Raw genomic sequence first — 18,550 nt, forward strand, 5'->3', positions numbered from 1 at the left:
AAGTCAAGTAATCGACTCTGGTTAGACTACCAAACGCGGGGACCGGCTCAGGCGTCCTTGATCTCGCAGATCACCGCGCCGTTGGTGACGGTCGCGCCGACCTCGGCGCTCAGGCCGGTGACCACGCCCGCCTTGTGGGCCTTGAGCGGCTGCTCCATCTTCATGGCCTCCAGGACCACGATGGCGTCGCCCTCGGCCACCTCGTCGCCCTCGGCGACCGAGACCTTGACGATGGTGCCCTGCATGGGGGAGGCGACGGCGTCGCCGGAGACCGCGGCACCGGCCTTGGCGCCGGTCCGGCGCGCGGGCTTGCGGGCGCCGCCCGCCCCGCCGGCACCGCCGCCGACGGCCGCGAGGCCGCCGGGGAGCACGACCTCGAGCCGGCGGCCGCCGACCTCGACGGTCACCTTGTGGCGCTCATCGGGCTCGTCCGCCCCGGCGCTCGGGCCGGCGTACGGCGTGATCTGGTTGTCGAAGTCGGTCTCGATCCACTGCGTGTAGACGCTGAAGGTCTCGCCGTCGCCGACGTACGCCGGGTCGGAGACGACCGCGGCGTGGAAGGGGATCACGGTCGGCATCCCGTCGACGTGGAACTCGGCCAGCGCGCGGCGCGAGCGCTCCAGCGCCTGGGTGCGGTCGCGCCCGGAGACGATCAGCTTGGCGACCAGGGAGTCGAAGGCGCCGGGGATGGTCTCGCCCTCCTCGTAGCCGCCGTCGAGGCGCACGCCCGGGCCGCTCGGGGGCGACCAGCGGGTCAGCGTGCCGGGCGCGGGCATGAAGCCGGCCCCGCCGTCCTCGGCGTTGATGCGGAACTCGATGGAGTGGCCGCGGACCTCGGGGTCGTCGTACCCCAGCTCCTCGCCGGCCGCGATCCGGAACATCTCGCGCACCAGGTCGAGGCCGGTGACCTCCTCGGAGACGCAGTGCTCGACCTGGAGGCGGGTGTTGACCTCGAGGAAGGAGATGGTGCCGTCGGCGGCGACGAGGAACTCGCAGGTGCCGGCGCCGACGTACTCCGCCTCGCGCAGGATCGCCTTGGAGGACTCGTAGAGCTCGGTGACCTGGGCCTCGGTGAGGAACGGCGCGGGCGCCTCCTCGACGAGCTTCTGGTTGCGCCGCTGCAGCGAGCAGTCGCGGGTCGAGACCACCACGACGTTGCCGTGCTGGTCGGCCAGGCACTGGGTCTCGACGTGGCGCGGCTTGTCGAGGAACTTCTCGACCAGGCACTCGCCGCGGCCGAAGGCGCCGACGGCCTCGCGGGTCGCGGCCTCGAAGGCGTCGGGGATCTCCTCGAGGGTGCGGGCGACCTTGAGGCCGCGGCCGCCGCCGCCGTAGACGGCCTTGATGGCCACCGGCAGGCCGTGCTCCTCGGCGAAGGCGACGATCTCCTCGGCACTCTCGACCGGGTCCTTGGTGCCCGGCGCGAGCGGGGCGTGGGCGCGCTCGGCGATGTGCTTGGCCTTGGCCTTGTCGCCCAGCGCGTCGATGGCGGCCGGCGTCGGGCCGATCCAGACCAGGCCGGCGTCGATCACGGCCTGGGCGAAGTCGGCGTTCTCGGCGAGGAAGCCGTAGCCGGGGTGCACGGAGTCGGCGCCGGAGCGCTGCGCCACGGCGACGATCTTGGCGATGTCGAGGTAGGACTCGGCCGGCGTGCTGCCCTCGAGCGAGTGGGCCTCGTCGGCCAGGCGCACGAACAGCGCGTCGCGGTCGGGATCGGCGTAGACCGCCACGCTGCCGATGCCGGCGTCCCGGCAGGCCCGGATGACGCGGACGGCGATCTCGCCACGGTTGGCGACGAGCACCTTCTGCAGCGGCTTCACGTCGGGCACGGTTCTCCTCGGAGCAGGGGGCAGGGGGTCCTCGCGGGAGTCTAGGGCCACCGCTCAGGGCGCGGACGTGGGCTGCGCCACGCCGGGGGACGCGCCGGGGGACGCGCTCCGGGGGAGCGTGAACACGAAGCGGCTGCCGACGCCGTCGGGGCCCTCCTCGACGTGGATCTCCCCGCCGTGGCGCTGCACGACCCGGCGGCAGATGCCCAGGCCCAGGCCGGTGCCGCCGTAGGCGTCGCCGTGGGCCCGCACGAAGGTCTCGAAGATCCGCTCGCGGAGGTTGACCGGCACGCCGATCCCGTTGTCCTCCACGCACACCTCGACCATCTCGCCGACCGTGCGGGCGCTCAGCGAGATCCGCGGCCGGGTCTGCGGCGCGACGTACTTGACCGCGTTGCCCATGAGGTTGTCGACCAGCTGGCGCACCAGCACGACGTCGGCGCGGACCCGGATGCCGGGCTGCACCTCGATGCGGGGCCGCGCCGCGCCGTCGCGCCGCAGCCGGGCGACCTCCTCGGCCACCTCGGACAGGTCGAGGTCCTGCGGTGTCAGCGACTGGTCGCGCGCCACGGTGTAGCTGAGCAGGTCGTCGATGAAGCGGCGCATGTGCGCGGCGGCGCCGAGGATCCGCGAGGTCATCGCGCGACCGTCCTCGGGGCCGACCGGGCCCTCGCCGAAGGACTCCGCCAGCGACTCCGCCCAGCCGCTGACGACGGTGAGCGGGTTGTTGAGGTCGTGGGCCACCACCCCCGCGAAGGAGGCGAGGTTGTCCTCGCGCTCGCGGACCAGCGTGACGTCGCGGAAGGTGACCAGGGCCTGGCGCTGGCCCTCGGCCCCGGGCAGCGGGCTGGCGGAGATCTCCATGACCCGGGCGCCGGACAGCGTGGGGCCGCGGACGACGTAGTTCTCGCCGACCACCTCGCTCCCGGCCAGGGCACGCGCGATCGGGCGCCGGTCGCGGGGGACCGCCTCGCCGTGGAGGTCGTAGAGCACCCCGCCGATGTCCTCCGCGGCGTCCTCCTGCGGCCCGTCGAGACCGAGCAGGTGCATGCCGGCGGGGTTGCGGATGACCACCGTGCGGTCCTCCTGGACCACCACGATGCCCTCGCGGATCTGCTCGAGGATGGCGGCCAGCAGCGTGGCGCGCTGGGCGGAGAAGGCCTCGGAGCGCTGTGCCCGCTCCAGGGCCTCGGTGCGCTCGGACATCACGCAGGACAGGCTCAGCGCCGTCACCACCAGCGCGACCAGCAGGGCCTGGGACAGGGCGGCGCCGAAGCGCGGGTCGTCCAGGCGGGCGAAGACCCCGGAGCCGAGGAGCGTGAAGGTGACCGCCCCGACCCCCGAGGCGGCTGCGTGCACCACGGCCGTGACCGGGTGCAGCCGCAGGCCGGCCCACACGGTCGGCAGCGTGAGCAGGAAGGTCACCGGCAGCGGCTGGCGCCGGCTGAACACCACGGCGTACACCGCGACCGTGATGACCACGAGCAGCACGACCTCGACCAGGTGGCGGCCCGAGCGGGGGGCCCAGGAGGCCACCGTCGTCGCGACGTCGTGGTCGCGGAGCGCGGCCGCGACGCCCGGCCCCGCCTGGAGGACGACGGCGGCGATCGCCACCGACCAGCAGGTGCTGCGCACCGTCACCAGCAGGGCGTCGGCCAGGTCGGGGGTCGGGATCAGCCCCAGCCCCAGCACCCGGACGGCCGAGGCGGCCAGCGAGCTCAGCAGCACGGCCCCGAGGAAGGCACCGAGGTCGGGCAGCCGGGACAGGCGCCGGGTGCCGCCCGAGCCCCAGACCGAGGGGGCCCAGCGGAGCATCAGCAGCTGGTAGACCAGGGCCTGCACCACGACCTGCAGGGCGCCCATGGCGGCGCGGCCGGTGGTGGCGCCGGCGGCCTCGAGGGCCAGCGAGGTGGCGGCCACGAGCAGCACGGCGTCCACCGGCCAGGTGGTCCGCGAGCCGGTGGCGGCCCAGACGAGCGCCACGCCGGACAGCGGCCAGACCAGGCTGGTGGCGAACTCCTCGCGGAAGGTGGCGTACCCCAGGTCGGCCGCGAGCCAGGTGGCGGCGACGAGCAGCACCCACCGGACCGCCTGCCCGCGCCCCGTGAGGCCTGCGGGCATGCCGCTGCCCGTGGAGACCGCCGACGCCATGGGAGGAGTATCTCCGCTCGCGGGCCCCGTGGGCAGGGGAAACCGGGAACTCCCGGCGTCGTCACCCCAGGTGGTGCGACAGGAACGCGGCCACGCGACCGAGCTCGGCCTCGACGTTGTCCGGCCCGAGGAAGTAGTGGTCCCGGCCCCGCACGACGTGGTGGACGACCTCGGTGCCCTCCTGGGCCAGCCGGTGGGCGTAGGCGTCGCCCTCGCGCCGCAGCAGGTCGCGCTCGGCCGTGACGACCAGCGTGGGCGGCAGCCCGGCCAGCGAGGGGGCGCGGAGCGGCGAGGCGCGGGGCTCGGTCCGGCGCGTCGCGTCGCGGAAGTACGTCGCCCGCACCAGGTCGAGGACCTCCGGCCCCAGCATGGGCGTGCCCACCGGCCGCTTCGCGGCGTGGTCCTCGGCCACGTCCAGCGACGGGACGCCGAGCACGCAGCAGCGCGGCGCCGGGCCGCCCGCGTCGCGGACCTGGAGGCACGCCGACGCGGCGAGGTTGCCGCCCGAGCTGAACCCGCCCACCGACCACCGGTGGGGGTCCACGCCCAGCGCCGCGCCCCGGGCGGCCACGTGCACCAGGGCGTCGGCGGCCTGCTCGTGCGCGACCGGGTAGCGCACCTGCGGGGCCGCGTCGTGGTCGAGCAGCAGCACCGCGATCCCTGCGCGGGCCACGAGGAAGTGGGCGAGGAACGCGTCCATCCGGGGGTGGCGCATCACGAAGGCACCGCCGTGCAGGTGCACGTGCAGGGGCGGCCGGGTGCTGCCCGCGGGGCGGTAGAGCAGGCCGCCGACCTCGCCGTGCCGGGTCGGCACCCGCACCCGCCGCGGGGCCGGCGCGCGCGTGCCCGGCAGGAGCAGCTCCCGGCCGTAGCGGACGGTCAGCGGGGCGAGCACCTGCATCAGCCAGGCACGCCGGTCCGGAGTCATGCGAGGGGTTCGCCGCGCGCGCCCGCGCGGATGGGACGATGGGCCCATGACGCAGCAACCCTTCTCACGACCCGGTGCGATCGACCTGTCCGGCCTCCAGGCCCCCGCGGGTCCTGGCGGACCGGGTGGACCGGCTGGAGCGGGCGCCCCCGGCGGCGCGCCGAGCGCGGCGTACGTCGTGACGGTGACCGAGCAGAACTTCCAGGACGTCCTGGAGAGCTCGCGCAACGCCCCGGTGCTGCTGGCGTTCGAGAGCCCCGAGCGCTCGCCCGAGAGCACCCGCCTGGCCGACGACGTGCAGACCCTCTCCACGGAGCTCGAGGGCCGCTTCCTGCTGGGTCGCGTCGACATCGACCGGGTGCCGCAGATCGCCCAGGCGATGCAGATCCCCTCGGTCCCGCTCGTGGTGCTCGTGGCGCAGGGCCGCCCGATGCCGCTGTTCCAGGACGCCGCCCCGATCGACGACCTCCGCGCCGCCCTGACCCAGGTGCTGCAGCAGCTGACCGCCAGCGGCATCACCGGGCGCCACCAGCCCCGCAGCGGCACCGGTGAGGTCGACGAGGAGACCGGCGAGGAGCAGCTCGACCCGCGCTACCTCCCGGCCCAGGACGCGCTGGAGCGCGGTGACGTGGCCGCGGCCGTGGCGGAGTACCAGAAGCTGGTCGACGCCAACCCCGCCGACGCCGAGGCCGCCGCCGGCCTGGCCATGGCGAAGGTGCTGCAGCGCACCGACGGCGTCGACCTGCAGCAGGCGCGCAGCGCGGCCGCCGCCGCGCCCGACGACGTCGACGCCCAGACCCTGGTGGCCGACCTCGACCTCCTCGGCGGCCACGTCGACGACGCCTTCGCCCGCCTGGTCGAGCTGGTCAGGCGCACCGCCGGCCCCGAGCGCGACCGGGCCCGCACCCACCTGATCGCGCTGTTCGGGGCCGTCGGCAACGACGACCCGCGGGTCCAGCGGGCGCGTCGCGACCTCGCCAGCGCGCTCTTCTGAGCCGGGACCCTAGGGTGGTGGGCCTGGCCCCGCCCGTGGGCCGCGAGGGAGAACGCCCATGAGCACGGTCGAGGTCGTCACGTCGATCGACATCCACGGCGGGATCCTGGTCGGCGACGACGGGTCGCCCGCCTCGCGCCAGGCCGTCCGCTGGGCAGCGGGGCTCGCCGGCCGGCTGGGGGCCCCGCTCCACGTCGTCCGCAGCTGGGCCATCTCCTCGGCGCCGCGGCCGGCCACGGCCACGGGGGGCTACGTCCCGCCGCTGACCGACTTCGAGCAGGCGGTGCTCGACCGGCTCCGCGCCGACGTGGACTCGCTCGAGCTGCCCGAGGGCACCGACCTGCAGCTCCACGTCCTCCACGGCCCCGCGGGGCGCCGCTTGGTCGAGGCCTCGGAGCACGCCGAGATGCTGGTCGTCGGCACCCGGGGCGCGGGCGGCTTCCTGGGCCTGCGGATGGGCTCCACCGCCGACCAGGTGATGCGCCACGCCCACTGCCCCGTGGTCGTGGTGCCGGTCCCCGGCGCCGACGACCCGGACGACCTCGACACCCAGCTGCTCGGCCGCGGCTGACCTCCCCGTGAGCACCGCACACGCCCCGGCGGGCCCGGTCCGGCTGACGCCGGTCGGCCAGACGTACGTCGCGGCGGTCGCGGTCGCCGCCGGTGTCTCGCTGCTGCTCGACACCCCGGTCGCGTGGGTGCTGCTCGTCGTGCTGGCGCTGCCGCTGAGCCTGGTCGCGATGTGGGTCGGCTTCTACGCCACCCTGGCCGTCGGCTTCGTCCTGGGCCACGCGACCGACCAGCTCTCGTGGCCGGTCGCCCTGGTGTGGGTCGCGGTGTGGACCGCGACCGCGTGGGTCAACGCCCGGCTGGTCGAGAAGCTGCTACGCCACGGCTGGGACGCCCTGCGGGTCGGACCGCGCCAGCGCGTCGAGGACGACGACCCCGACGTCTGGTGAGCCGGCGAGCGGGGCTCAGCGCCCGCTCTCGGTGTACGCCGCCCCGCCCGGTTCGTCCAGCGCCGCCAGCGCGGCCTCGATGCGCCGCGCCGTGAAGTCGGCGCACAGCTCGCGCACCTCCGCGGGGGTGTGGAAGGCCACCGAGCGGATCTCGCGCTCCTGGCGCACCACGGCGTCGAGCAGGGAGGGGTCGTGGACGCCGCCGTCGAAGACCAGGCACAGCGCGTCGTCCCAGCCGCCCCACGGCGGCAGCCAGTCGGTCAGCAGCAGCCGGCCCGGGGCGAGGTCGAGGGCCAGCTCCTCCTCCACCTCGCGGGCCACGGCGACCTGGGGCGACTCGCCGACCTCGACCACCCCGCCGGGCAGGTCGTGGTCGCGCTTGTAGGTCAGCCGGCACAGCAGCACGCGGCCGTCGGGGTCGCGCACCAGCAGCTGGCTGATCGCGCGCTTGCGCGGCAGGAACGAGTTGAGCAGCGTCCGGAACCCCGCGGGGTCCTCCAGCGGGGTGTCGTCGACGAGCCGGGCGTAGACGACCCGGTCCGTGCCGCGGCCGCGATCGCCGGCGTCGGTCCCGCCCGCCACGCCCCCGGAGACCGCTCCGGCCACGCCCCGGGCCACGCCCTCGCGCATCAGCCCGGCGAAGGTGGCCACCCGCTGCGCCTGCTCGTCGTCGGGGTCGACGTGGGTCTCGACCCGGGTCGACCCGCCCTTGAAGGCCGACTCCACCACGCGCCGGACCTCCGCGGCGGAGGCGCGGACCCCCTGCTCCTGCAGGTCGGGCGTCCAGGAGACGCGCACGACGCCGGGGGCGACGGAGGTCAGGTGGGCGGGCACGGGCCCAGCCTAGTGAGGCGCCCCGACGCCCCGGCTAGCCGAACCGGACGGCCAGCACCCCCGCCGCGACGGCCAGCGGCACCACGAGCAGGCCCTCCAGCCCGAACCCGAGGGCCGAGACCTCCAGGCCCCGGCGGCGGCAGCTGCGCAGCCACAGCAGGTTGGCCAGCGACCCCCAGGCCAGCAGCAGCGGCCCGACGTTGACGGCCACGAGCGCGGTCACCAGGCGCTCGGTGGTGCCGGCGAACGGCTCCACGACGAGGTACGCCGGAAGGTTGTTGACCACGTTGGCCAGCACGACCGTCACCCCCGCCAGCTGTCCCAGGTCGGCCAGCGAGCCCCCCGACCCGAAGGTCGCGGTCAGCAGCGGCCGGGCCTCGGTGACGAGCAGGTCGACCACCACGAAGAGCACCACGGCGAACACCAGCACCGACCACGGCACCAGGGAGAGCAGCCGCCGCGGCGCGACCGCGGCCGGGCGGCGCACGGCGAAGCCGGCGACCAGGGCCACCACCGCGACCAGCGAGGTCAGCCAGGCGGGGACGCCGAGCACGACGGCCGGGCCGATGAGCAGCACCACCACCGCCGCGAGGCGCACCAGCACCCGGTCGACCTCGGGCAGCTCCCGGGGCACGTCGTAGCGCCCGCGCAGCGCCGCTCGGTGGCGCACCAGCAGCACCAGCAGCACGGCGGCGAGCACGGCCAGCTGCGGCACCCAGGTGGCCTGCACGAAGGCGACCGGGTCCAGCCGCAGCCGCTCCTGGGCGAGCAGGTTGGTCAGGTTGGAGACCGGGAGCAGCAGCGAGGCGGTGTTGGCCAGCCAGATCGAGGCGAAGGCGAAGGGCAGCGGGCTCAGCCCCAGCTCGGAGGCCAGGGCCAGCCCGATGGGGGCCAGCAGCACGGCCGTGGTGTCGATGCTCAGCACCCAGGTGCACGCGGTCGCCAGGGAGCAGAACAGCACGAACAGCAGCAACCGGCTGCCCCGGCCGAAGCGTGCCGCCAGGTGCGCGCCCACGTCGAACAGGCCTGCGTCGTCGCACAGGTCGGCCACGACCTGGATCAGCACCAGGAACAGCAGTACCGGCCAGACGCGGTCGGCGACCCCGGCCAGGGAGGAGACGACCGCGTCGAGCCCCCCGCTCACCGGCGGGCGTGCAGCCAGACGGTGCCCAGCGGGGGCACCCGCAGGCTCGCCGAGGCGGGCTGGCCCTGGTGGGGCTCCGCGTGGGCCGTGACCGTGCCGAGGTTGCCGACGCCGGAGCCGCCGTAGACCTCGGCGTCGCTGTTGAGGACCTCGCTCCACTCACCGGCGAAGGGCAGCCCGAGCCGGTAGTTCTCGCGGGGACCGCCCGAGAAGTTGGTGACCGAGACCAGGGCGCTGCCGTCGTCGCCCCAGCGCACGAAGGCCACGGTGTTGCCGCCGGCGTCGTCGGCCTCCAGCCACTGGAAGCCGGCGGGGTCGGAGTCCTGCGACCACAGCGCGGGGCTGTCGAGGTAGATGCCGTTGAGGTCGGCCACGAGGCGTCGCACGCCCTCGTGGTCCTGGTCCTGGAGCAGCCACCAGTCGAGCTCGCGCTGCTCGGCCCACTCCTGGTCCTGGCCGAACTCGGTGCCCATGAAGAGCAGCTGCTTGCCCGGGTGGGCCCACTGCCACGACAGGTAGGCCCGCAGGTTCGCGAACTTCTGCCAGCGGTCGCCGGGCATCTTGCGCAGCAGCGAGCCCTTGCCGTGCACGACCTCGTCGTGGCTGATCGGCAGCACGAAGTTCTCGGAGTAGGCGTAGACCATCGAGAAGGTGACCTCGTGGTGGTGGAAGCCGCGGTGGATCGGGTCGCGGGCGATGTAGGCCAGCGAGTCGTGCATCCAGCCCATGTTCCACTTCAGCCCGAAGCCCAGGCCCCCGGCGTCGGTGGGCTTGGTGACGCCCGGCCAGGAGGTGGACTCCTCGGCGATGGTCACGGCACCCGGCACGTTCTTGTAGACGGTGGCGTTGAGCTCCTGGAGGAACTGCACGGCCTCGAGGTTCTCCCGCCCGCCGTGCACGTTGGGCTCCCACTGGCCGGCCTCGCGGGAGTAGTCGAGGTAGAGCATCGAGGCCACGGCGTCGACGCGGATGCCGTCGACGTGGAACTCCTGGAGCCAGTAGAGCGCGTTGGCGACCAGGAAGTTGCGGATCTCGCGGCGGCCGAAGTCGAAGACGTAGGTGCCCCAGTCGGGGTGCTCGCCACGGCTGGGGTTGGGGTCCTCGTAGAGCGGCGAGCCGTCGAACCGGGCCAGCGCGAACTCGTCCTTGGGGAAGTGCGCGGGCACCCAGTCGACGATGACGCCGATGCCGGCGAGGTGCAGCGCCTGCACCAGGCGGCGGAAGCCGTCGGGGTCGCCGAAGCGCGCGGTGGGGGCGTAGTAGGAGGTGACCTGGTAGCCCCACGAGCCGCCGAAGGGGTGCTCCATGACGGGCAGGAACTCCACGTGGGTGAAGCCCATCTCCTGCACGTAGGGCACGAGGTGCTCGGCCAGCTCGTCGTAGGTGTACTGCCCGCCGCCGGGGTGCTGGCGCCAGGAGCCCAGGTGGACCTCGTAGACCGACATCGGCTGCTGGTCGTGGCGCGTGGACTCCGCGCGGGCGGTCATCCACTCGTCGTCGGTCCAGGTGTGGGTGGAGTCGAAGACGACCGAGGCGGTCAGCGGGGGGACCTCGGTGTGGAACGCCATCGGGTCGGCCTTGTCGCGCCACTGGCCGTCGGCGCCGCGGACGTGGAACTTGTAGGCCGCGCCGGAGCCGACGCCGGGCACGAAGCACTCCCAGATGCCGGAGGTGCCGACCGCGGCCATCGGGCTGCGGCTGCCGTCCCAGTCGTTGAAGCCGCCACGCACCTGCACCTCGTGGGCGCGGGGCGCCCAGACGCGGAAGGTGGTGCCGCCGTCGACGACGTGGGCGCCGAGCGCCTCCCAGAGCCGCTCGTGGCGGCCCTCGTTGATCAGGTGGACGTCGATCTCGCCGATGGTGGTGTCGGTCATGAGGGGGCTCCGATGCGTGAGATGGCGGCGAGCGGGATGTCGACCCAGCCGGGTCGGTTGCGGGCTTCGTAGCCCACCTCGTAGACGGCCTTGTCGGCCTCGTAGGCGTCGACGAGCGCCTGCTCGACCTCCCCGAGAGGGGTGCCGCCACCGGCGACGCGGCGCTCGACGTACCCGTGCAGGAAGGCCTCGCGGTTGCGCTGGCGCCACTCCTGGGCACGGTAGACGATCTGCGGCCCGGGGTCCCCGAGCTGGTGCAGGTCCTTGACGACCGACTGGGCGGCGTAGTCGAAGGACCGCAGCATGCCGGCGACGTCGCGCCAGGGCGAGTCGGGCAGGCGGCGCTCCTCCAGCGGCTTGGCGGGCTCGCCCTCGAAGTCGACCAGCTTCCAGCCACGGGCGGTGCGCAGGGTCTGGCCGAGGTGGAGGTCGCCGTGGACCCGCTGCACCTCCTGGCGCCCGAGGTCCCCGAGGTCGGCGAAGACGCGGCGCAGCGCCTCGGCGTGCGGCGCGAGCTCGGGGACGCCGGCCAGCTGCGCCTCCAGGCGCACCCGCATGGCGTCGGCCAGGCCGGAGCCGTCGACGGTCTCGACCCCGAAGTGCTCCTGCAGCACGAGGTGGACGTCGGCCACCGCGGCGCCGAGGCGCTCGGCGTCGCCGGCGAAGTCGCCGCCGACCTCCTCGGCGTGCAGGTCGGCCTCGCTGAACAGGTTGCGCACGCTCGACAGCGCCAGGTCCCAGCCGTCGACCGCGGTGCGCAGGAACTGCTGCAGCATCGCCAGGTCGTCCTCGCCCGCCTGGACCCAGCCGTAGAGCGCGGCCACGTTGGGGTTGGCGGCCTCGGTGAGGACCCGGTGGATCTCGATGTCGGGGTTGCGGCCGCTGGTCACCTTGCGGAAGACCTTGAGCAGGCTGTCGTCGCCGAAGGCGACCGAGGAGTTGCTCTGCTCGCCGCTGAACAGCGTCGAGTGCACGTCGGTGGCCAGCTCGTGCTCGCCGATCCGGTGGAAGGTGGTGCCGCCGTACGCCTGCTCGCCGCTGGCGGGGGTGGAGCAGAAGGTGGCCAGGTAGACCGCCATCGCCTCGCGGTCGTGCACGGCGTCGTAGGTCCAGCGCCGGCCCAGCTCGGGGGCCTGGGGGTCGGTCCCGGTGCCGACGAGCGCGTGGCCGATGCGGTGCTGCTCCTCGAGGTGGTGGACCAGCGGCATCTGGTAGCGCTCGGTGGTGCCGTCGGGGTAGGTGACGGTCAGCAGGTCGATGGTGACCAGCGGGGGGCCGGGCAGGGTCGCGACCCGGACCACGTCGGTGACCTCGTGGTCGCGGCCCTTGCCGGCGAACCAGCGCGCCTGCGCCAGGTAGGCCGTCATCTGCGGGTGGCTCATCGCGGGACTCCTGTCGTGTCGTCGGACCCCACGGCGGGCAGCCGCATCCAGTAGAAGCCGTAGCCGCCGAGGGTGAGCAGGTAGGGCAGCTCGCCCACCCGGGGGAAGCGCACCCCGCCGAGCATCTCGACGGGGGTCAGGCCCTCCCACCTTCGCAGGTCGAGCTCGACCGGCTGGGGGAACCGGGAGAGGTTGTTGACGCACAGCACCGTGTCGGTCAGGCCCGTCGCCGGGTCGTGGTGCTCGCGCACGTACGACAGCACCGAGGGGTTGGAGCCGCCGAGGTCGCTGAACCCGCCGAGGCCGAAGCAGGGGTGCTGCTTGCGGGCCGCGATCATGCGCCGCGTCCAGTGCAGCAGGGAGGACTGGTCGTCCAGCTCGGTCTCGACATTGACGCGTTGGTACCCGAAAACCGGGTCCTGGACCGTCGGCAGGTGCAACCGCCCGGGGTTGGCCGAGGAGAATCCGGCGTTGCGGTCGGGGGTCCACTGCATCGGGGTCCGGACGCCGTCGCGGTCGCCCAGCCAGATGTTGTCGCCCATCCCGATCTCGTCGCCGTAGTAGAGCACCGGCGAGCCCGGGAGGGAGAGCAGCAGGGCGGTGAACAGCTCCATCCGGTTGACGTCGTTGTCCAGCAGCGGGGCCAGGCGCCGGCGGATGCCGATGTTGGCCTTCATCCGGGGGTCGCCGGCGTACTCCGACCACATGTAGTCGCGGTCCTCGTCGGTGACCATCTCCAGCGTCAGCTCGTCGTGGTTGCGCAGGAAGATGCCCCACTGGCAGCCGGCGGGGATGGCCGGCGTCTCCTCGAGGATCTCCGAGATCGGGAACCGGTTCTCCCGGCGCACGGCCATGAAGATGCGCGGCATCACCGGGAAGTGGAAGGCCATGTGGCACTCGTCGCCGCCGACGGACGCGTCACCGAAGTACTCCACGACGTCGGTGGGCCACTGGTTGGCCTCGCACAGCAGCACCCGGCCCGGGTAGTGCTCGTCCACGAAGCGGCGCACCGCCTTGAGCGCGGCGTGGGTCTCGGGCAGGTTCTCGCCGTTGGTGCCGGGCCGCTCGAACAGGTACGGCACGGCGTCGAGCCGGAAGCCGTCGAGGCCCATGTCGAGCCAGAACGCCATCGCCTCGAGCATCGCCTCGAGCACGGCCGGGTGGTCGAAGTTGAGGTCGGGCTGGTGGTGGAAGAACCGGTGCCAGAAGTACTGCTCGCGCACCGGGTCCCAGGTCCAGTTGGAGGGCTCGGTGTCGACGAAGATGATGCGTGCGTCGGCGTACAGGTCGTCGTCGTCGGACCAGACGTAGAAGTCGCCGTAGGGGCCCTCGGGGTCGCTGCGGCTGGCCTGGAACCACGGGTGCTGGTCGCTGGTGTGGTTCATGACGAAGTCGATGATCACGCGGATGCCGCGCTGGTGGGCCTCGTCGAGGAAGTGCTGGAAGTCCTCGACCGTGCCGACCTCGGGCTGCAGGCCGGTGTAGTCGGCGACGTCGTACCCGCCGTCGCGCAGCGGCGAGGTGAAGAACGGCGGCACCCACAGGCAGTCGACGCCGAGCCACGCGAGGTAGTCGAGCTTCTCGGTGAGGCCGCGGAAGTCACCGACGCCGTCCCCGTCGGAGTCCTTGAAGGAGCGGACCAGCACCTCGTAGAAGACGGCCGTCTTGAACCAGTCGGGCTCCTCGCCGACCACCTGCGGGTCGGCCGAGGTCACCCCTCCGCCTGGGGCGGGTAGCGCAGCGCCAGGACGTGGGCGGGCTCGACGTGGGGGTCGAGGTGGACGTAGTTGTGCGCGCCCCAGGTCCAGTCCTGGCCGGTGATCTCGTCGTGGACCACCACGGTGTCGTGCCACTCCAGGCCGAGCTCCGGCATGTCGAGGTGGACGGTGGTGGTGTGCGGGGACCACGGGTCGACGTTGAGGACCACCACGACCGTGTCGGTGCCGCCGTCGTCGGTGGGGGTCGACTTGGAGAACACCAGCACCGAGTCGTCGTCGGAGCTGTGCACGGTCAGGTTGCGCAGCTGCTGCAGCGCCGGGTGGGCGGCGCGGACCTCGTTGAGCCGGGTGAGGTAAGGCGCCAGGGTCTCGCCGCGCTCGGCGGCGCCGTCCCAGTCGCGCACCTTGAGCTGGAACTTCTCCGAGTCGAGGTAGTCCTCGGTGCCGGGGCGCAGCGCGACGTGCTCGTAGAGCTCGTACCCGGCGTACACCCCCCAGCTGGGCGAGCTGGTGGCCGCCAGCGCCGCGCGGATCCGGAACGCCGGCGGGCCGCCGTGCTGGAGGAAGGCCGGGAGGATGTCGGGGGTGTTGACGAAGAAGTTGGGGCGCAGCACCGCCGAGGTCTCGTGGGAGACCTCCTGGAGGTACTCCGCGATCTCCAACCGGGCGTTGCGCCAGGTGAAGTAGGTGTAGCTCTGGTGGTAGCCCACGGTGGCCAGCGCCTGCATCATCGGCGGCTTGGTGAAGGCCTCGGAGAGGAACAGCACGTCGGGGTCGGTGGCCCGGACCCGCCCGAGCAGCCACTCCCAGAAGGCGACCGGCTTGGTGTGGGGGTTGTCGACGCGGAAGATCCGCACGCCCCGGTCCATCCAGAACCGCAGCACCCGCTCGCACTCGGCGTAGATGCCCTCGGGGTCGCGGTCGAAGTTGATCGGGTAGATGTCCTGGTACTTCTTCGGCGGGTTCTCGGCGTACGCGATGGTGCCGTCGACGCGGACGGTGAACCACTCGGGGTGCTCCTTCGCCCACGGGTGGTCGGGAGCGGCCTGGAGCGCGTAGTCGAGCGCGACCTCCAGGCCCACGCTGCGGGCCTCGGCGAGGAAGGCGTCGAAGTCCTCCAGCGTGCCGAGGTCGGGGTGGACGGCGTCGTGGCCGCCGTCCTTGCTGCCGATCGCCCAGGGGGAACCGACGTCGTCCGGCGTGGGCGTGAGGGTGTTGTTGGCGCCCTTGCGGTTGACCTCGCCGATCGGGTGGATCGGAGGCAGGTAGAGCACGTGGAAGCCCATGTCCGCGATCGAGCGCAGCCGCTTGGTCGCGGTGCGGAAGGTGCCGCTGACGAGCTTCCCGGTGGCCTCGTCGACGTGGGCGCCCTCGGAGCGCGGGAAGAACTCGTACCAGCTGGAGTAGAGCGCGCGCTCGCGGTCGGCGAAGAACGGGTAGGGCCCCTCGACGCTGAGCAGCTCGCGCAGCGGGTGGGCGGCGAAGACCTCGGCGAGCTCGGGCGACTCCGCCGCGGCGAGCCGCGCGGGCACCGGCCGGGACTCGTCCCGGACCGCCGTCCTGGTGTCCGCGAGGACGCGGGCCTCGGCCCGGTCGACGCCCGGCTCGGCGGCGACCCGGTCCAGCAGCAGCACCAGCTCGGCGAACATCACCTCGACGTCGACGCCGGCGGTGATCTTGAGGGGGCCGTCGTGCAGCCAGGTGCCGAGCGGGTCGCCCCAGGCCTGCACCTCGAAGGTCCACGGGCCCTCGGTGTCGGGGCGCACCGGCGCCCGCATCCGGGAGACCTGGTCGGGCACCTCGACCATGCGCACCGGCGGGCGGCGGGTGCCCTCGGGGTCGGTGAGCACCACCTCGGCGCCCAGCTGGTCGTGGCCCTCGCGGAAGACCAGGGCGGTGACGTCGAACCACTCGCCGACGGTGCCCTTGGCGGGGTTGCGTCCGAGGTTGACCACGGGGGTCACGTCCATCACGGGGATTCGTCCGACCATGGCTCCACCCTCGCGGAGCGGAGGGCCGCGCGCAAACCATTCCCGGTCGCGCGGACGGGATTCGCGAGAATCGTTGGATCGATCCAAGCATTCGGTTACGGTGCTCCCCGTGCGAGCCATCCGTCGATTCACCGTGCGTCCCGTCCTGCCCGAGAAGCTGAGCCAGCTCAGCGACCTCGCGCTCAACCTGCGCTGGTCGTGGAGCCCCGAGACGCAGGACGTCTTCGCGGCGCTGGACCCCGAGGTCTGGCGCGCCAGCGGCCACGACCCGGTCAAGACGCTGGGGGCGGTGTCCCCGGCCCGCCTCGACGAGCTCGCCCGCGACAAGCGCTTCGTCAAGCGGCTGCAGCTCGCGCACGCCGACCTCGAGGACTACCTCGGCTCCGACCGCTGGTTCCAGAAGCAGGTCAAGGGCCGCGGCCGCCAGGGCGGCGACCAGGACCTGCCCCGCGCCATCGCCTACTTCAGCTCGGAGTACGGCATCACCTCGGTGCTCCCGCAGTACTCCGGCGGGCTCGGCATCCTGGCCGGCGACCACCTCAAGACCGCCAGCGACCTCGGCATCCCGCTGATCGGCGTCGGCCTGCTCTACCAGATGGGCTACTTCCGCCAGTCGCTCTCGCGCGAGGGATGGCAGCAGGAGAGCTACCCCGTCCTGGACCCCGACGGCCTGCCCATCGTGCCGCTGCGCGAGGCCGACGGCGCCCAGGCGACGGTCGAGATCGCGGTCCCCGGCGACCACCCGATGGTGGCCCGCGTCTGGATCGCCCACGTCGGCCGGGTGCCGCTGCTGCTGCTCGACACCGACACCGAGGAGAACCCCCAGCACCTGCGCGAGGTCACCGACCGCCTCTACGGCGGCACCACCGAGCACCGGCTGCAGCAGGAGCTGCTGCTCGGCATCGGGGGCGTCCGCGCGGTCCGCGCCTACTGCCGCCTCACCGACCACCCCGCGCCCGAGGTCTTCCACTGCAACGAGGGCCACGCCGGCTTCCTCGGCGTCGAGCGGATCCGCGAGCTCACCGTGGCCGAGGGCGGGCCGGGGCTCGACCTCGACACCGCGCTCGAGGTCACCCGCGCGGGCAGCGTGTTCACCACCCACACCCCGGTGCCGGCCGGCATCGACCGCTTCCCGCGGCAGCTGGTGGAGCAGTACTTCGGCGGCCAGGGCGCCGCCCCCGGCGTGCCCGTCGACCGGATCCTGGCCCTGGGGGCCGAGGACTACCAGGGCGGCGACCCCGGCGTGTTCAACATGGCGGTCATGGGCTTCCGGCTCGCGCAGCGCGCCAACGGCGTCTCGCAGCTGCACGGCGAGGTCAGCCGCGGCATGTTCAACGGCCTGTGGCCCGCCTTCGACGAGGCCGAGGTGCCGATCACCTCGATCACCAACGGCGTCCACGCCCCCACCTGGGTCGGGCGCGAGGTCTTCGAGCTCGCCGACCAGCACGGCGACGACGTCTGGGCCGCGGTCGACAAGGTCTCCGGCAAGGACCTGTGGGCCACCAAGCGCGTGCTGCGCGACCAGCTCATCGACGACGCCCGCCGCCGGCTCCGCGCCTCGTGGCTGGAGCGGGGTGCCGCGCCGGCCGAGCTGGGCTGGATCGACGGTGCGCTCGACCCCGACGTCCTGACCATCGGGTTCGCGCGCCGGGTGCCGTCGTACAAGCGGCTCACGCTGATGCTGCGCGACCCCGCCCGCCTCAAGCGGCTGCTGCTCGACCCCGAGCGCCCGGTCCAGCTGGTCATCGCCGGCAAGAGCCACCCCGCCGACGACGGCGGCAAGCAGCTGATCCAGCAGATCGTGCGCTTCGCCGACGACCCGGAGGTGCGCCACCGGATCGCGTTCCTGCCCAACTACGACATCGCGATGGCGCAGCCGCTCTACCCCGGCTGCGACGTGTGGCTCAACAACCCGCTGCGTCCCTACGAGGCCTGCGGCACCTCCGGCATGAAGGCCGCCCTCAACGGCGGCCTCAACCTGTCGATCCTCGACGGCTGGTGGGACGAGTGGTACGACGGCAGCAACGGCTGGGCGATCCCCTCGGCCGACGACGGCAGCGGTGCGGGCGCCGAGCTGGACAACGGCCGGCGTGACGACCTCGAGGCCGGCGCGCTCTACGACCTGCTCGAGAAGGACGTCGCCCCGCGCTTCTACGACGTCGACGCCGACGGGGTGCCCCTGCGCTGGATCGAGATGGTTCGCCACACCCTGAAGTCGCTCGGCCCCAAGGTGCTCTCGACGCGGATGCTGCAGGAGTACGTCGAGAAGCTCTACTCGCCGTCGGCCGTGGCCTCCCGCGCCCTCAACGACTCCTTCGACGGTGCCCGCGAGCTCGCCGGGTGGAAGTCGCGGGTGCGCCACGGCTGGGGCGAGGTCCGCGTCGACCACGTCGAGAGCGGCGGCCTGCCCGACGTGCCGGAGATCGGTGCCTCGCTCGAGGTCCACGCGTTCGTGTCCCTCGGGGGGCTCGACCCCGCCGACGTGCAGGTCCAGGTGGTCCACGGCCGCGTGGGTGCCGACGACTCGCTCACCGACGCCACCACGACGCCGCTGGTGCTGGGGGAGTCCTACGAGGGCGGTCGGCACCGCTTCGACGGCCACGTGCCGCTCTCGCGGGCGGGCTCGTTCGGCTACACCGTCCGGGTGCTGCCGCACCACGCCGACCTGGCCTCGCCGGCCGAGCTCGGGCTGGTCGCCCTCGCCTAGCGGGGCCCGGCGGGACCGGCGGGGCCCGGAGGGCCCTGC

General features: G+C 73.4%; 13 protein-coding genes. 4 read left to right on the top strand and 9 right to left on the bottom strand.

What is annotated here, in order from left to right:
• Positions 1-47 precede the first annotated feature (47 nt).
• The 3 genes from BLU55_RS18425 to BLU55_RS18435 all read right to left on the bottom strand — a co-directional run bounded on the left by BLU55_RS18425 (position 48) and on the right by BLU55_RS18435 (position 4,908).
• Positions 48-1,829, bottom strand: coding sequence for an acetyl/propionyl/methylcrotonyl-CoA carboxylase subunit alpha (locus tag BLU55_RS18425; protein WP_091732799.1), 1,782 nt, complete (start codon positions 1,827-1,829; stop codon positions 48-50).
• A 54-nt stretch (positions 1,830-1,883) separates the two neighbouring features.
• Positions 1,884-3,980 carry an ATP-binding protein gene (locus BLU55_RS18430; protein ID WP_091732801.1) on the bottom strand — a complete coding sequence of 699 codons (2,097 nt, stop codon included), beginning with the start codon at positions 3,978-3,980 and terminating at the stop codon, positions 1,884-1,886.
• 61 nt (positions 3,981-4,041) lie between these two features.
• Positions 4,042-4,908, bottom strand: coding sequence for an alpha/beta hydrolase (locus BLU55_RS18435; protein ID WP_157682942.1), 867 nt, complete (start codon positions 4,906-4,908; stop codon positions 4,042-4,044).
• A 46-nt stretch (positions 4,909-4,954) separates the two neighbouring features.
• On the opposite strand from BLU55_RS18435, the gene BLU55_RS18440 reads away from it, so the two are divergent.
• The 3 genes from BLU55_RS18440 to BLU55_RS18450 are packed head-to-tail and all read left to right on the top strand — an operon-like array spanning position 4,955 to position 6,861.
• A complete protein-coding gene (locus tag BLU55_RS18440) occupies positions 4,955-5,902 on the top strand; it encodes a co-chaperone YbbN (RefSeq protein ID WP_091732807.1) in 948 nt (315 codons plus the stop codon).
• Positions 5,903-5,960: 58 nt separating this feature from the next.
• Entirely contained in the window at positions 5,961-6,473 is a 513-nt protein-coding gene (locus BLU55_RS18445; RefSeq protein WP_091732809.1) for a universal stress protein, read from the top strand.
• Between the two features lie 7 nt (positions 6,474-6,480).
• A complete protein-coding gene (locus tag BLU55_RS18450; protein ID WP_091732812.1) occupies positions 6,481-6,861 on the top strand; it encodes a hypothetical protein in 381 nt (126 codons plus the stop codon).
• A gap of 15 nt (positions 6,862-6,876) precedes the next feature.
• Here BLU55_RS18450 and BLU55_RS18455 read toward each other — a convergent pair whose 3' ends face one another.
• From BLU55_RS18455 to BLU55_RS18480, 6 genes are read right to left on the bottom strand one after another with little or no spacing between them, the layout of a single operon-like run.
• A complete protein-coding gene (locus tag BLU55_RS18455) occupies positions 6,877-7,695 on the bottom strand; it encodes an NUDIX domain-containing protein (RefSeq protein WP_231916953.1) in 819 nt (272 codons plus the stop codon).
• Between the two features lie 34 nt (positions 7,696-7,729).
• Positions 7,730-8,839: an SLC13 family permease gene (locus BLU55_RS18460; RefSeq protein WP_157682943.1), complete on the bottom strand. Its 1,110-nt coding sequence runs from the start codon at positions 8,837-8,839 to the stop codon at positions 7,730-7,732.
• A complete protein-coding gene (glgB, locus tag BLU55_RS18465; RefSeq protein WP_091732817.1) occupies positions 8,836-10,713 on the bottom strand; it encodes a 1,4-alpha-glucan branching protein GlgB in 1,878 nt (625 codons plus the stop codon). Before glgB ends, BLU55_RS18460 begins: the two co-directional genes overlap by 4 nt.
• Positions 10,710-12,095, bottom strand: a complete 1,386-nt coding sequence (locus BLU55_RS18470; protein WP_091732822.1) for a maltokinase N-terminal cap-like domain-containing protein — start codon at positions 12,093-12,095, stop codon at positions 10,710-10,712. The genes glgB and BLU55_RS18470 overlap by 4 nt, the downstream gene beginning before the upstream one ends.
• Positions 12,092-13,810: a maltose alpha-D-glucosyltransferase gene (treS, locus tag BLU55_RS18475; protein ID WP_231916954.1), complete on the bottom strand. Its 1,719-nt coding sequence runs from the start codon at positions 13,808-13,810 to the stop codon at positions 12,092-12,094. The genes BLU55_RS18470 and treS overlap by 4 nt, the downstream gene beginning before the upstream one ends.
• Positions 13,807-15,804, bottom strand: a complete 1,998-nt coding sequence (locus BLU55_RS18480) for an alpha-1,4-glucan--maltose-1-phosphate maltosyltransferase (protein ID WP_091732825.1) — start codon at positions 15,802-15,804, stop codon at positions 13,807-13,809. The genes treS and BLU55_RS18480 overlap by 4 nt, the downstream gene beginning before the upstream one ends.
• A 109-nt stretch (positions 15,805-15,913) precedes the next feature.
• On the opposite strand from BLU55_RS18480, the gene glgP reads away from it, so the two are divergent.
• The gene (gene glgP, locus BLU55_RS18485; RefSeq protein WP_091732829.1) at positions 15,914-18,511 is read left to right on the top strand and encodes an alpha-glucan family phosphorylase; all 2,598 of its coding nucleotides are present in this window, start codon (positions 15,914-15,916) and stop codon (positions 18,509-18,511) included.
• Positions 18,512-18,550: the final 39 nt, after the last annotated feature.

This window comes from Nocardioides scoriae, from assembly GCF_900104965.1.
GTDB lineage: Bacteria > Actinomycetota > Actinomycetes > Propionibacteriales > Nocardioidaceae > Marmoricola > Marmoricola scoriae.